This is a genomic window from Flavobacteriales bacterium (assembly GCA_016124845.1).
Classification (GTDB): Bacteria; Bacteroidota; Bacteroidia; order UBA10329; family UBA10329; genus UBA10329.
Genome location: WGMW01000010.1, coordinates 46,537 through 61,588 on the forward strand (window position 1 = coordinate 46,537; position 15,052 = coordinate 61,588).

Sequence of the window (15,052 nt, forward strand, 5' to 3'; positions counted from 1 at the left end):
AGGATTATGGTAGAAAAATGTCAGACAGGCCCAAGTCCCGTAGGGACGACACCTACCTGTAGCCGTTCAAGTCACTTCCGCTTGCGGATGATGTAGGTCGGTCTGCGCTTGCCTTCCATAAACCCTTTGCCCACGTATTCGCCCAGTATACCGAGCATCACCAGCTGAACCCCGCCAATGAAAAGCACGCTGGCGGTGGTACTTGCCCAACCCGTTACGGCCTGGTCGGTAAAGGCGAAGATGTAGATGACGTAAATGCCGTACAATCCCGCAAGGGAGGCAATGATAAGCCCCAGCAGGATGGAAAGTTGCAGCGGACGGATGCTGAAGGACGTGATGCCCGAAAGCGCCAGCGAGAACATCTTGCGGTACGTGTAATTGGACTTTCCCGCGAAGCGGTCGCTGGCCTTGTAGCTGATGGCGGCCTGCCGGAATCCGACCCAGCTTACCAACCCTCTGAAGAAGAGGTACGACTCATCCATTTCCTTCAATACGTCCACCACTTGCCTGTCGAGCAGGCGGTAGTCGGCTGTGCCGGGATGTATCTGCACGGAGGAGAGGCGTTGCGCCAAACGATAGAACATGCGGGAGGTGGTGCGCTTGAGCCACGAGAGGTTCTTGTCCTCTTCGCGCTGCGTGAACACCACTTCGTAGCCTTCCTGCCATTTGGAAACCAACTGCGGAATGAGCGCGGGCGGGTGCTGCAGGTCTGCATCCATGCTGATGACGCAATCGCCATCCGCGTTATCGAGCCCTGCTTTAAGGGCGGCCTGATGACCGAAGTTTCGGGAGAGTTGCAGCAGCTTCACATTCGCATTCTGCTGCGCGATGCCGTCTATCAGCCCAACGGTGTTGTCTGCGCTTCCATCATCCACAAAAAGGACCTCATACCTGCTGAACTTCGCGAGTTCGGGAAGCAATTGGTCGTAGAGCGCTTGGATGTTGCCTTCTTCGTTGTAACACGGAATGACAATGGAAACAAACGGCTGGTCGCTCATGTGGCTAAAGGTAAAAGTCTCGTTCGTTTGAGATGCACACTCACCCAAACTTGCTGTCATGCTGAATACTTCGACCATGCTCAGCACAGGCTTGTTTCAGGGTCTGTTCACAGTAGCATTAGATGCTGAAACAAGTTCAGCATGACGGAGGTGATTCCGACAATCGAACTTCTTATTCCCCGTAACCGGTTACGGCAAGGTCTATCTGGCGTTTCTCCAATGATACGCGTAGCACCTTCACTTTCACCGCATCTCCCAAGCGAAATGCGTTGCCGGTGGTGGAACCTATCACACTCATCGAGTCCTCATCAAAATCGTAGAAATCGTCTGGGAGGTCTTTGAGGCGAATCATGCCCTCGCACTTGTTCTCCTTTATCTCCACAAAGATTCCCCATTCGGTAACACCTGATACCAGCCCATCGAACTCCTCTCCGATGTGGTCTTGCAGGTACTTGGCCTGCATGTACTTGGTAGATGCTCTTTCGGCTTCCGTTGCCTTCTTCTCCATGTCGGAACTATGGATGCAGAGGTCTTCGTAATCTTTCTTGTAGGCCGATTTGCCGCCATCGAGGTAGCGCTGCAACAGGCGGTGCACCATCACATCCGGATATCTACGGATGGGTGATGTAAAGTGCGTGTAGTAATCGAACCCGAGGCCGAAGTGCCCGATGTTGTCGGTGGTGTATTCGGCCTTGGCCATGCTGCGGATGGCAAGGGTGCTGAGCATGGTCTCCTCTCCCTTTCCTTTAACGTCATTGAGGAGTTTGTTCAGCGAATCGGTGAGGATTCTGCGTGGACCGAGCTGCACCTTATAGCCCAACTGGCCGGCAATGGTGACGAGCATTTCCAGTTTTTCCTGCTGTGGGTCGTCATGCACACGGTACACGAAGGTCTTTGCCTGCCCCTGCTTCGGCTTGCCGATAAAGGCGGCCACCTGACGGTTGGCCAGTAGCATGAACTCTTCAATGAGCTTGTTGCTGTCCTTGTACTGCTTGAGGTAGAGTTCGATGGGGTTGCCCTTGTCATCCAATCGGAACTTCACTTCCTCCTTCTCGAAGGCGATGGCCCCGTTTTCGAAACGCTTGGCGCGCAACTGCTGCGCCAGTGCATGCATGGTAAGCACCTCATCCTTCAACGGACCGTTGCCTCCTTCGATAATGGCCTGTGCCTCATCGTACGTAAAGCGTTGGTCGGAGTTGATGATGCAGCGTCCGAACCACTCCTCTACCACGTTGGCCTTCCCGTCCATTTCGAACACGGCCGAGAAGACGAGTTTCTCCTCATTGGGACGCAAGGAACAGACCTTGTTCGAGAGTTTTTCGGGAAGCATGGGAATGACGCGGTCCACGAGGTAAACGGATGTGGCGCGGCTGATGGCCTCATCGTCCAAGGCGGTGCCGGGCTGCACGTAGTGCGAAACATCGGCTATATGCACACCTATTTCCCAGTTGCCGTTCTCGAGTTTTCGGATGCTGAGAGCATCGTCAAAGTCCTTGGCATCATCCGGATCGATGGTGAAGGTGGTTATCTCGCGGAAGTCTCGCCTCATGGCTATCTCATCCTTGCTTATCACTTCGGGTATCTCCTCTGCCTCGCGCTCCACAGCTTCTGGGAAGTAAAGCGGGAAATCGAACTCTGCCAAGATGGAGTGCATCTCGGTATCCATGTTGCCCGGACGGCCCAGCACGGTGATCACATGCCCAAAGGGGTTGTGTGCACGCTCCGGCCAGTCGATCATCTTTACAATGACCTTGTCTCCATCCTTGGCACCCTTGAGTTCGTGCATGGGGATGAAGAAATCGATAGGCATGTTGCGGTTGTCGGGCACCATAAAGGCCACTTTGCTTTTGGTGTTGATGGTGAGGGTTCCGACAAATGTTTCGCGGGCGCGCTCCAGCACTTCCACTATTTCGCCCTCCACGCGGTGGCCCTTGTGGTTGGCATATACGTGCACCTTCACGGTGTCTCCGGGCAGTGCCTGCCGCACCTTGCGCGGTGAGATGTAGACATCGCGGTCGAACTCTTCTACGGTTACGTAGGCGGCCCCGGTGCTGGTCATATCGACCTTGCCTACCAACTTAGGTGCTGGCAGGTGTTTGAGCTGGTATTTGCCTCTTTCGGTTTCGCGCAGCAGGCCCTCTCCCTTCATTTGGTTGAGTTCCTGCGCCAGGCGGGTGCGGTCCTGAATATCGTTAACGCCAATACGCTTGGCTATCTGTTTGTAATTGAGTGCCCGGTCCGGACTTTTGCGTAGGACCTCTAAGATTGGTTCTTGGTAGATCGCTTGGGAACGGCCTTTTTTCTTTCCGCTTCCTTTCTTCTTCTTTTTCAATGAGTTGTATTCAAATTATGGTGGCAAAGGTAGGGAAATGCGGGGTGGAGTGAAGAGTGGGATTTCTTGAAGCAGGAATTGTTCATCGTGGATAGTTGCTTTTTAATTCCGTAAATAGTTTACGGTCTGATGTCCCTGATTTGCGATGCGATCATAATGACAAATCACCTTGGGTTCAACTTCTGTGGACAAAGACAAGCCTAAGCAGATGCTAACAGTCCAACGTGTAGAAGTGTTATACTTGGAGAATTTAAGCCGCATGGGAATCATACATTTGTTTAAGAGAATGTTGAACAACTGCAATTCGGGTTCAGCCGTGCAGATTACATAGTCTCATCGGTCAATTTAGATGATGGAACACAGGAAATTCTTTCAGGCCTTAGGGTTCATCCCAAAGGAGAATACTGCGGAAATCTATACCAAGCGGTATGCTGGAGATTACACGATAGATATCGATTTTGCCAAGGAACAGATTCTTTACGGAGATAAGATCGTGTGCGAGAGTAAGACCACACAGAACTTCTCGCAGCCTGAGAATTTTGTGGTGTTGGAGTGTGTGAACCGTCTGCTGGAGAAAGGATACAGACCAGAGAACATCATACTTGAGAAAACATGGGGCGCAGGGCATGGTACAAGTGGCAGACTCGACATCTGCGTGACCCGCGATGACGGCTCGGAATATCTACTTATCGAGTGCAAGACGCGTGGAAAGGAATTCGAGAAGGAACTGAAGCGGATGGCGAAGGACGGTGGGCAGCTTTTCACCTACTTCAAGTTCAGCAACAAAGCCGATTTGCTGATGCTCTACGCCTCTGAGGTAAAGAGTAAGGAGGTGACTTATCAGAATGAGATTGTCAAGGTGGAGGACGATTATCGGGTGGGTGATGTCAAGGACTTCTACGATAAATGGAACAAGCTGACGAAGGATAATGGAGTGTTCGACTTATGGGTGAACCCCTACCAATTTGTCAGCAAGGCACTGACCCCGAAGCAACTCAAACCCATACAGCAGGAGGACAGTGGCTTTATCTTCAACCGTTTCCTGGAGATACTTCGGCACAATGTGGTATCTGACAAGCCCAATGCCTTCAATAAGATATTCACCCTCTTTCTGTGCAAGGTGTATGACGAGAAGAGTACCAAGCCGAATGAGGAACTGAAATTCCAGTGGCTGGAGGGTGTGGATGATGATGTGAGCTTCCAGATACGCTTGACTGATCTCTACAAGAATGGGATGATGGAATTCTTGGAGAAGGAGGTGACTGACTTCTCAGTAGAGGAATTCGAACGGGAATACGTGGACTTGGATGAAGTGCTGAAAAAGCGTCTATTGACCAAGATCAACAAACTGCGGTTGGAGAAGAACAACGAATTCGCCATCAAGGAGGTGTTTGATGAGAAATCATTCAACGAGAACGCCAAGGTGGTGAAGGAGATCGTGGAACTGCTACAAGGTTACCGTCTACGCTACAACAAGCGGCAACAATACCTGAGCGATTTCTTTGAACTGCTACTGACCACGGGACTGAAACAGGAATCGGGTCAGTTCTTCACGCCTGTGCCCATTGCCCAGTTCATTATCAAGAGCCTGCCTATCGACACCATGGTGGACGAGAAACTGGAAAAAGGCGAACGGAATAACCTGCTGCCCTATATCATTGACTACGCGGCAGGCAGCGGACATTTTCTGACCGAAAGCATGCACGAGGTGCAACGACTGGTGGATGCAAAGAACCCATCCGACTATATTGAAGACACCCGCAAAAAGGTGGACAACTGGCATGGCAATCATTTCGACTGGGCCACGCAATACGTCTATGGCATTGAGAAGGATTACCGACTGGTGAAGGTGGGCAAGGTGGGCTGCTACCTGCACGGTGACGGCCTTGCCAATGTGATATTGAGCGATGGGCTGGGCAGTTTCAGGAACAACACGGAATATAAGGAACTGCTGCGGAAGACCGACCCCGACTTTCCGCAGGACAACCGCCAGTTCGATATGCTCGTTTCCAACCCGCCTTATTCGGTGGCGGCATTCAAGAATGCGGCAAGGCAGTATTACCGCGATGAAGACTTCGCCTTGTATGACAGGCTCACAGACAACAGTTCGGAGATTGAATGCCTCTTTGTGGAGCGCACCAAGCAACTGCTGCGTGACGGTGGCGTGGCGGGGGTTATCCTGCCCAGTAGCATCCTAAGCAACTCAGGTATTTACACCCGTGCAAGGGAGGTGATATTGAACTACTTCGACATCATTGCCATTGCCGAGTTGGGCAGCAATACCTTCATGGCAACAGGCACCAACACGGTGACCCTGTTCCTGCGCAGGCGCAACAATTATATCCACATCAATCTGCGCAAGGCCGTGGAACGCTTCTTTGGCAATGGGCAGGAGGTGACCATGAACGGGGTGGAGCATCCTGTACAGAAATACGTGACCCACGTGTGGGAAGGGCTATCTGTGTCCGATTACCTCACCCTCTTGCAGCAGAAGCCCAACGGACAGGCAGCCGTCCATGAGCTCTATAAGGACTATTGCAGGAAGATAAAGGCCAAGACCGACAAGGAGTTTTGGGAGAAGTTGCTACGGACGGAGCAGGAGAAGCTGTGTACCTTCCTCTTGGTTTGGGCACAGCACACCGTAGTGATAAAAAGCGGTGAGAAGGCCGCTGAAAAACGCTTTCTCGGCTATGAGTTTAGCTTCCGTAGGGGCAGCGAGGGCATTCACCCCATACAGCGGGGCAAGAGCATTTCCGAATGCACCCAACTCTTTGATGAGGACAGCTTTGACAACCCTGAGAAGGCCGCCACATACATCCATCGCGCCTACAAGGGCGACTACACCTCTGAGGTGCATGATAGCCTTAAAGCGAACATCACCCGACACCGTCTGGTGGATATGATAACCTTTGACCGTGCCGATTTTGAGAAAAGCATCTCGTTGGCGGTTAAAAAAAAAGTCACGATTGAAAGTAGATGGACCCTTGTCAGAATTGGAGATGTATGCGAAACCGGTTCAGGAGGAACCCCATTATCAGGCACCACTGAGTATTATTTGAATGGCTCCATCCTTTGGATAAATAGTAGTGAGGTCAGGCAAGGTGTGATATTGGACTCAGAGAACAAAATCACCGAAGCTGGGCTTATTAACTCTTCCGCTAAAATTTTCCCTAAGAATACTGTTCTGCTGGCCATGTACGGAGCAACTGCGGGACAGGTAGGGATTCTTGGAGTTGAAGCGTCTACAAATCAGGCCGTTTGCGGCATTATGCCAAGTGAGCGGATCCTTCCCTACTATCTGTACTATGTCTTACGAGAACAGTATGAGAATATACTCAGCCTAAGAAGCGGTGTTGCAAGATTGAACATCTCTCAGGAGATTGTAAAAGATATGAGAGTGCCTCTACCTCCTCTGTCGGTGCAACAGCAGGTTGTGGGTGAAGTGGAGAAGATCGAGAAGCGTGAAGAGGAGTTGAGGGAGGAAGTCGGTAAGTTGCAAGTTAAGATTGATACCATTGTTACAGCGATGGATCATCCTACATCTACTTTAGGTCAAATAGCGTCATTTAAAAACGGCCTTAACTATTCAAGAAATAGTTCTGGAGAGTTGGTCAGTATTGTTGGGGTCGGAGAGTTCCAAGAGAATTTTTCGCCTGATATGGGTAAGCTGGAAAAAGTACAGGTCGAGGGCAAGTTAAGCGAGGAATATGAACTGCGCGCAGGTGATATATTGGTGGTGAGGTCAAACGGATCTGCAAATCTTGTTGGAAGGTTTCTCTTCATCTCCAAAGTGCTTGAGAAGACCTCATATTCGGGATTTACCATTCGCATACGTACCAATCCCGAAGAGGTAAACTCTAAATTTCTCTGTCATTGTTTACGCACCAGTGCGGTCAGAGAGAAAATGACCACAGACAGTAAAGGGTCTAATATCAAGAGCCTGAACCAGACCCTACTTGCCTCAATCCAAGTGCCTTTGCCTCCTCTCTCAGAACAGCAGCGTATCCTATCTGAGATAGAAGCGATAGAAACCCGTATCCAAAATTTGGAGGAGGAACTTGCGGCACTTCCCCCCCAGAAGCAAGCAGTACTGAAGAAGTACCTCTGAACCAAAACATTTTTTTGAAGGCAGGGCAGACCATAAATAGGTTATGGTCTTCGGCTGGATTTTTGATATGTTGAATCAACTCTCAAAACATGGCTATTAGAAAAGAATTCACGTTGGAGGAGCTTTACTTCAATGGCTTCTCAGAAAGGGAAGTGGCAATCATGGACTACATACTTCTTGCGGGAACAGATGACGTAGGTCGCTGTGCCGCGTGTTTCAGACGAGGGCAGTCCTTAACGATAGATGGCGTGCCGACCCCATCAGTCCTTACCGAAAAGTGTCTTCAACTGCTTATTGATGTCGGATTGGTGCACGACACTCACGAGAGAGGCAATGATGGAACCAATCACGTGTCAATTCATGGGGATCACTATCTAACGATCAAAGGCCGTACTTTCTCCTGCCTTGGGGGCATGAGGCATTACATTACAGAGATGAACAAGGATCGCGAGGAGAATGAGCGGGCACGTGCGGCTTCGATAGAGGCAGTGGAATATTCAAAACGAGCGAACGTCATCTCCGTGGTTTCTGCTGCTGTTTCCGCAGTATCCGTTTTAATTGTAATTCTAACGTCTGTTTTTTGAGACGCCCCCCGCCCGAGCAACGGTTCTGAAGGGTCTCTTGCTCATAATCAGCACGATCAGCTTATAATTGATCTATAAACTCGCTTCTCCAAACTCACTTCTCGCAGCTCACCCACCCCTCTCAATCCTCCTCAGAATCTCCTCAATTTCCTGAGGCGATTTACCAGCAAGCAGCCGCGCCAATTCAGGAAAATCAGATTTCTTCAACGCATTCAGGTGGCTCTTACGGTCGCCAATCCAAGTAAATAGATCATTCGGTTGGCAATGGAAGGTGTTGCACAACCGCTCCATGGTTACCAGCCGTACCTCTTTGGCCTCCGTGTGCAACAGACCCCGTGCCTCGCTCGGTGTAAAACCATGGTTGATCAGAAAAGAACGGCCATAACGGATGTTGTTCAGGGCTAATAGTCGGTGAATGTCAAGACGTATCATCGCAGATAGATTTATTCCATCACAACGTCTTGCAAGTTGAGTTTCGTATATCACTACCCACTCTTTTTGTTAAAAAATGCCTCACATTGGTATTTCAATCGCCAACAGGTGCTTTTCAACCACCAACAAGTGTCGTTGAATCACCAACCATGCATTTTCAACAACCAACTCCAGTTGTTCAATAACCAACCTTGGTTGTGCAATCGCAAACAGAAATCGTTCAATCGCCATCCGTGCGTTTGCAATAACCAACAGTAATCGTGCAACAGCCATCCACAAGTGTGCAATCACCAACCAGTGGTTATTCAGCACACCATAAGTTTCGGCCAATGCAATGCCCGCTTTTTCACCATCGTTAATGGAGCAGAGGGCGCAAGCTTCCTAAAATGCAAAAGCAGCCCTCCCAAAAGAAAGACCATGAATCATTAAAAACTGGAAATCATGACAGACGATCAATCAAATCAACTCGACATGCTCCTTATTCTTAAGGACTTCTACACCGCCAATCAAGTGACCATAGACGCAGTACCCATCCTCGCGCTCAACTTTCCCAAGCTCGCCACCAACATTGCCGTTATCAACAGCAACTTGGCGGGGCAATCGGCCAATATCAAGGGGGTTGCACAGACCAAGACCAACCTCCGCACAAACCTCAACGAACTCACATTCAACATCCTTGGTATCGCACGCGCTTGGGCCGTGGCCGAGGGAAATGCAACGCTGGCCGAAGAGTTCAAGGTCACAGAATCGGGCCTCGAGAAAATAAAGGACGACACCGTTGCCGCCTACTGCACCCATCGCTACATCTTGGTCAACGATAACTTGGCCTCCATGGCCGATTACGGCATTACCGCAGCCACCATGACCACATGGCAGGACGCCATCACCGATTATGAAAGTGCCGTGGCAACGCCCCGCGAGGCCGTAAACACACGAAGTACGCACACAAGCAATCTCAAGACCGTCTTCGATGATACCATGAAGCTCCTCAAAGAGAACATCGACCCCGTCATGCTCAACTTCAAAACCTCCGACCCCGACCTCTACAACGGGTACACAAAAGCCCGAATCGTCATCGATCGCAAAGGACCTGGAGGTGGCACCGATCCTTCTTCAACAGATGCCAAGCTCTCAGGACAGATAACCGATGCCAACACGCTTACTCCGATCGTTGAGGTGGCCGTTACGCTAACTTCCTCTACCTCGGGTACGGCTACGCCTCCCGTAACCGTGCTTACGGATGTCAATGGAAATTACGTGTTTGAGGGCATTACGCCCGGTGGGTTCTCCTTTTTGGCTGAGAAGGTCGGGTATGAGTCGGTGAGCAATTCGGGTACGCTGGGGGATGGCGAAAGTGCTGTTTATGACTTTCAGATGACGCCTGTGGTGGTGCCTTGATGTTTCTCTTATTCTTTTGGCTTGATGCTTCGATAAACTCAGCACAGGTGCTACAGGAACAAAAGATCAAGACTGGCCAAAATCAATTAGGGAAATGCTACGGCTCCCGCCAACCACAGATGAAAAGAACTCGCTTCGCTCAGACAGCTTTTCATCTAAAGCCCCTCCCTGCAGCCTTGATTTCTAAATTGATTTTGGCAGGTCGGTTGGTGGGCGAGCAATTGCGTTTGCTATGGTCGAGGGCAATAGTTCTCTGGAGTAAGCACTTCCAACTTCGTGCAAACTGATTATCTTAGTCTGTACCAATTCCAACATCATGGACCTGAACCATTATCCAAACATTTGGCCTGACCTGCTTCCTGTCTTGGAGGCTGCCCTACAGAAGCATGAAGAGGCCACGGCCAAAATGGCCGATTTCAGAAAGAAGTACACCTCCGTTAAGAATAAAGCGAAGCGGGTAGAGAAGTATCTGGTAACCATGGATGAGGAGATGAGAAAATACCACGAGCTCTACATGCTTGACTGTTTGCGTTTGGCCGAGAACAAATTCGCACTCATTGACAAGAAACTGAAGCGTTTCAAGCAGCACGAGCAACTGTATTGCAATCAATCGCTCAAGCTGCTCAAGGGTTCAAGGGCCATGGAACCCAATACCACACATTGGCACATACAAAGGATATCGACTTACCTCTATAGATCAAATGAACTTATCAGAGATGTTTCCGATATGCTCCGTATTGCCAAAGGACATCTGGACAAAGTAGACCACATAAAGAAGTATTGGGCTCAGATCCGTAAACGAAGAAGACCATCATAGCCGTCACCAACTAATTGTAGACACCGGACAGACGAAGAGGATGGGCAATGGTAGGTGAATTTATTTGAAGCCGCAGGGTGTTTGATTGTTTCTTTACCTTTAACAGACAAAACCTTCCTCATGAGCCGCTCGTCCTCCCGTCTTTCCAAAAGACTGTTGTTTCTTTTTTCAAATCTCTTGGTTTCTTCCCATGCTTTCTCTCAGATAGGACCGGAGCATGTTCTTACCGACCCGATATTGGAATATCCGCGAGTAATGCATGTTGCCGATCTGGATGGAGATGGGCTGGAGGACATTATTGCTGCAGGAGGCGACAATTACTATGGGGCAGCCACGGTGATGGTTTGGTGGCGAAATACGGGGAACAACGAATTTACCGATATGGACACCGTGGCCATCAACACGCAGCAGGTAAGTGATATCCATGCGGCCGATCTGGATGGGGATGAGGACATCGATATCATCTGTACCTACAACAAGTATTACTGCAACCCGGACAGCTTGATGGGAGAAGAGAACAGAAATTCCCACATTCCACCGCCACCTCCGCCACCAGTGGAGGGTCGCTTAGTTTGGTTTGAAAATTTGGGGAACGGACACTTCGGGCCAAAGAACTTCATTGAAGACACCATACCTATTGCTGCTTCCGCTTACGCGGCCGACCTGAATGGTGATAGTTTGGTAGATGTGCTGCTCGGGGCCAGAAGCGCAACAGAGTTTGACTGTCATCCGGATGTTGGCTTTGCCGCCTGGTACGAGAACCTTGGTAGCGGTCAGTTTGGAGCAAGGCAATTGTTTTCTCCCTTATCGGATGAGTTTTCGGTATCCGTTGTCCGCAGTGCCGACCTTGATGGGGATGGGGACATGGATGTGGTTGCCACGCAGAACAGGGACGGGCAGGTGGTGTGGTATGAGAATCTCGGTTCTGGGGCATTCGGAACGCAGCAACCGATCGATAGTTCTCTTGCCTTCAACTGTAATCTATTGGAGATCTCGGATATTAATAATGACCACCGACCCGACCTTCTGTTGGGGGAATACGGCAAGGTCTTCTGGCTGCAGAATGACTCCGCCAGCTTCAGTAGCGTGCCGCAATCCATCATCAGCACCGAGGTGGATTATCTAAAATCCATTTACCCGGCCGACTTGGACAATGACGGGGATATTGACGCCATCTCGGCCTCCAAGTTTGACTCGAAAGTGGCCTGGTACCCGAACCTTGGTCAAGGTATATTCGGGCCGCAGTTGGTCGTTGATTCGGTGGTTAGAGGTGCCAATCAGGTCATGTCCGTCAATGCGAACACGGATGGAAATCTCGAAATCGTAAGCTTGGATTCCTATGGTGATAATGAGGTCTCTTGGTACAAGAACTTGGGTTATTGGACGTTTGACCGGGAAAACATCATTACACCGGACCTTTACAGGCCGCTCGATTTTCTTTCCGCTGATATTGACAGTGACTCTGATAAGGACATCTTCGTGGTGTCTTACAACAGCGACAGGCTGAGCCTTTTCGAAAACTTGGGTGGAGGTCTCTTTTCAGACCCCAAGATCATTCTGAAAGGTATTGATGGTGCAAGCAAGGTCAGGGTTGCCGACCTTGACCTTGATGCTGATCTTGACTTCGTTGTTTACAGCTCCGCTCAACGCAAAATTGACCGGATAGAGAATCTTGGAAATGGCACGTTCAGCTCCTTGGAGTCAATCGATGGGTATGCCAATGTTACTGACATGACCGTAGCCGACATTGATAATGATAATTATCCGGATCTGGTTACGAGCATCAGCGGGGCTGTTTATTTGAATATGACGCCTGATAAGGTCGGATGGTACAAAAACCTCGGTAACGGAACGTTCGGGACGTTGCAACTGTTGACCGATTCCATTGACGGCCCCAGAGGCGTGCTTGCAGCTGACATCGATAACGATCTGGATATGGATCTTCTGGTGGCCGGACACGATGACGACAGAATCTACTGGTTTGAGAACAATGGTGGAAGCCTTGGCGCCCAACAGGTTTTTGCCGATAGCCTGAACAATGTCGCTCGTGTTTTCTCAACAGACCTGGACCATGATGGCGATGTGGACATCATTTCTGACGGCAACGCTCATCTTTACTGGTTCGAAAATCTCGGAGGCGGAACCTTTGCGCCACTGGTCATTTCTACCTTGGAAATCAGCGATATGGACATTGCCGACATCAATGTGGATTCAGCATCAGATATTCTGGTTGCCAATGATCTTGGAGTGTATCTGGAGAATGATGGCACCACCCAGTTCGACTCGATACAGAGTTTCGGTCAAATTCCAGGCATGAGCTACCTCCTTGCTTCCGATGCAGATGAAGACGGGGATGAGGATGTCTTTACACTATGGACCAATGCCAACCGATTGAGTTGGTTTGAGAACACTACTCTGAATGTTGGTGTTGCTGAACATTTTGAGCCTCAGATCAACCTATACCCGAATCCGACAACAGGCCAAGCCGTCATCAAAACCAACGAACCGACCCAATTGACCATCTACAACGCTTTGGGCGAACTTGTGGTGACAAAACGATGCAATGGCTGGGCTTCGATCCACTTGGAAGATCATCCCAACGGAGTTTACCTCGTCAACCTTGAAACTTCTGCCGGCATCATCACCAAGAAGCTGATCAAAATGAAGTAGCGGCTTACTCCGCTTTAAAGAAGCGCTGCGTGCCAACCCGTTCGCCCTGTCCGATTCGCAGGAGGTAGCTTCCTGCCCCAAGGCGTGAAACATCAAGCTGATTACCCACACAGTTGGTGCGCCTTAGAACCTCCCTACCAGCAACATCCAGTATGCTCACATCAAAAGGCGCAGCGTTGGGTAGTTGAATATAGACCCTGTCTCGCACAGGATTCGGGTAGAGATGTATTTCAGGGGGTTCCTCCAAGTGATCATCCACCCCTACATACATGCAATTATGCTCGGGATGAACCGTAGTTGTGTCTACCAGAATCTGCTCATCACCGGGTTCATAAGCCACATAACTGAACAGAATGAGCATCATCTCCTGATCCGAATCATTGCCTGCGCTTACGGTTTGCGGAGGATTGTTCGGGTTATCAGAATTGTTGGATGTGTTGTCATAGGTCGCCTCACCATGGAAAACCGTTCCTCCAGGTATTCTTATCGGTTGGCGGAAGTCATAGAATCCCTGCCAATGAAAATTCCAATGATCGATCTCCATCAGCGGAACCGTTTCGTTATTTGGCAGAACGGCCCACGTTCTGGCATTGTTTCCCAACAGGTGCATATGAATGTTTACGTCCAGCAGCGTAATGTCCTGTTGAAGGGGTAGCGTGTACTGCCCCGTGAATGTCCTGACCTCACTGGCCGGAATGGTCAACGTTCCTTCATTCAAATGGAAATGGTCGATAAATGAATGGATCTGAATCTCACGAAGCGGCTCGGTAGTATAGATCATATTGATCTTCGACTGATCCGTCTGACCGTTTGAGGTTGCCGGGTAGTGAACCTGCATTACGATGGAAGCACCAGCTGGAATCCGCACGCCCATACCATCTGGAAAAACCCTTTTGCCCTGCCCCGGCCCCCAACCTGCTACTGGAACGGATGCTTCGCTATTGGTAGAGCCGAAGCTTGTATATCCAGGTCCTGGTTCGGCCTCATCAAACTGTTGGGGTAGATCTGTCTCGTCATAATAGATCATGACATGATGAACTGCCGCGCGATTGCCTGGTACTACTTCAAGTGCGGTGACATAAATATCCTGCGGAAACGAGGTGGGCACAACGAAACATCGGAACACGTCCTCTCCACTTGTATTGACGATGTATTCCGGCATTGTCAGCACAAGGTCTGGTGAGGATATCTCCTCATCTCCCGAATAAACAGGCTGAACAGGCGGCAACCCATTGCCTTCCGGTGTTCCTGCATTCACCCATTCGGTTATCGTCTGTATCTCCTCATCCGTTAGCATACGCTCATGGGCCAAATGGTTATAATCCGGATTGGGAGGCCAAGGCGGCATGGTGCCCGCATTTACCGATTGCATGACGCCATAAGCTGCGGCCGATGCATCATCATAGCTCATCAATGAAAAAGGAGCGATTCCACCTACATGGTGGCATGTTGTACAATGCTCGAATAAGATACAGGCCACATCTGAATTGTAAGTCACCGATTGCGCAGAACCATGAATCGGACCGACAAACGCGCTCATTAACAATATTATTTGGACAACCTGTCTCATGTGACAACTGAACGAAGTTACGGTATAAATACGCTTTCGCTGATGAGATGCGGTTCATCCACCCAGACACACTGAATACCGGCACCGGCCATACCAGATGCTGACCGCTAATACCTAAAAGCTAACAGCTCTCAGTAAGCCCT

Annotated in this window: 10 protein-coding genes; 5 read left to right on the plus strand and 5 right to left on the minus strand. The window is 49.9% G+C overall.

Translation table 11 applies throughout. From position 1 onward, the window contains the following. Nucleotides 1-71: 71 nt before the first annotated feature. Nucleotides 72-998: a glycosyltransferase gene (locus GC178_05420; GenBank protein ID MBI1287001.1), complete on the minus strand. Its 927-nt coding sequence runs from the start codon at nt 996-998 to the stop codon at nt 72-74. A gap of 172 nt (nt 999-1,170) precedes the next feature. Continuing rightward, a complete protein-coding gene (gene rnr / locus GC178_05425) occupies nt 1,171-3,330 on the minus strand; it encodes a ribonuclease R (GenBank protein MBI1287002.1) in 2,160 nt (719 codons plus the stop codon). Nucleotides 3,331-3,682: 352 nt separating this feature from the next. Here rnr and GC178_05430 point away from each other — a divergent pair, with 352 nt between their 5' ends. After that, entirely contained in the window at nt 3,683-7,438 is a 3,756-nt protein-coding gene (locus tag GC178_05430) for an N-6 DNA methylase (GenBank protein ID MBI1287003.1), read from the plus strand. Between the two features lie 89 nt (nt 7,439-7,527). Continuing rightward, nucleotides 7,528-8,022, plus strand: a complete 495-nt coding sequence (locus GC178_05435; protein MBI1287004.1) for a hypothetical protein — start codon at nt 7,528-7,530, stop codon at nt 8,020-8,022. Nucleotides 8,023-8,130: 108 nt separating this feature from the next. Here the strand turns inward: GC178_05435 and GC178_05440 are convergent, their stop codons facing one another. Beyond that, the gene (locus GC178_05440) at nt 8,131-8,454 is read right to left on the minus strand and encodes a helix-turn-helix domain-containing protein (GenBank protein ID MBI1287005.1); all 324 of its coding nucleotides are present in this window, start codon (nt 8,452-8,454) and stop codon (nt 8,131-8,133) included. 81 nt (nt 8,455-8,535) lie between these two features. After that, nucleotides 8,536-8,784: a hypothetical protein gene (locus GC178_05445; protein MBI1287006.1), complete on the minus strand. Its 249-nt coding sequence runs from the start codon at nt 8,782-8,784 to the stop codon at nt 8,536-8,538. A gap of 111 nt (nt 8,785-8,895) precedes the next feature. On the opposite strand from GC178_05445, the gene GC178_05450 reads away from it, so the two are divergent. The 3 genes from GC178_05450 (at nt 8,896) to GC178_05460 (ending at nt 13,339) form a co-directional block, all read left to right on the plus strand. Beyond that, a complete protein-coding gene (locus GC178_05450) occupies nt 8,896-9,852 on the plus strand; it encodes a hypothetical protein (GenBank protein ID MBI1287007.1) in 957 nt (318 codons plus the stop codon). Between the two features lie 316 nt (nt 9,853-10,168). Next, a complete protein-coding gene (locus GC178_05455) occupies nt 10,169-10,669 on the plus strand; it encodes a hypothetical protein (protein MBI1287008.1) in 501 nt (166 codons plus the stop codon). 120 nt (nt 10,670-10,789) lie between these two features. Next, entirely contained in the window at nt 10,790-13,339 is a 2,550-nt protein-coding gene (locus GC178_05460) for a T9SS type A sorting domain-containing protein (protein ID MBI1287009.1), read from the plus strand. A 4-nt stretch (nt 13,340-13,343) separates the two neighbouring features. On the opposite strand, the gene GC178_05465 is transcribed toward GC178_05460, so the two are convergent. Next, complete coding sequence (locus GC178_05465) at nt 13,344-14,909, minus strand: T9SS type A sorting domain-containing protein (GenBank protein ID MBI1287010.1); 1,566 nt, start codon at nt 14,907-14,909, stop codon at nt 13,344-13,346. Between the last annotated feature and the right edge of the window lie 143 nt (nt 14,910-15,052).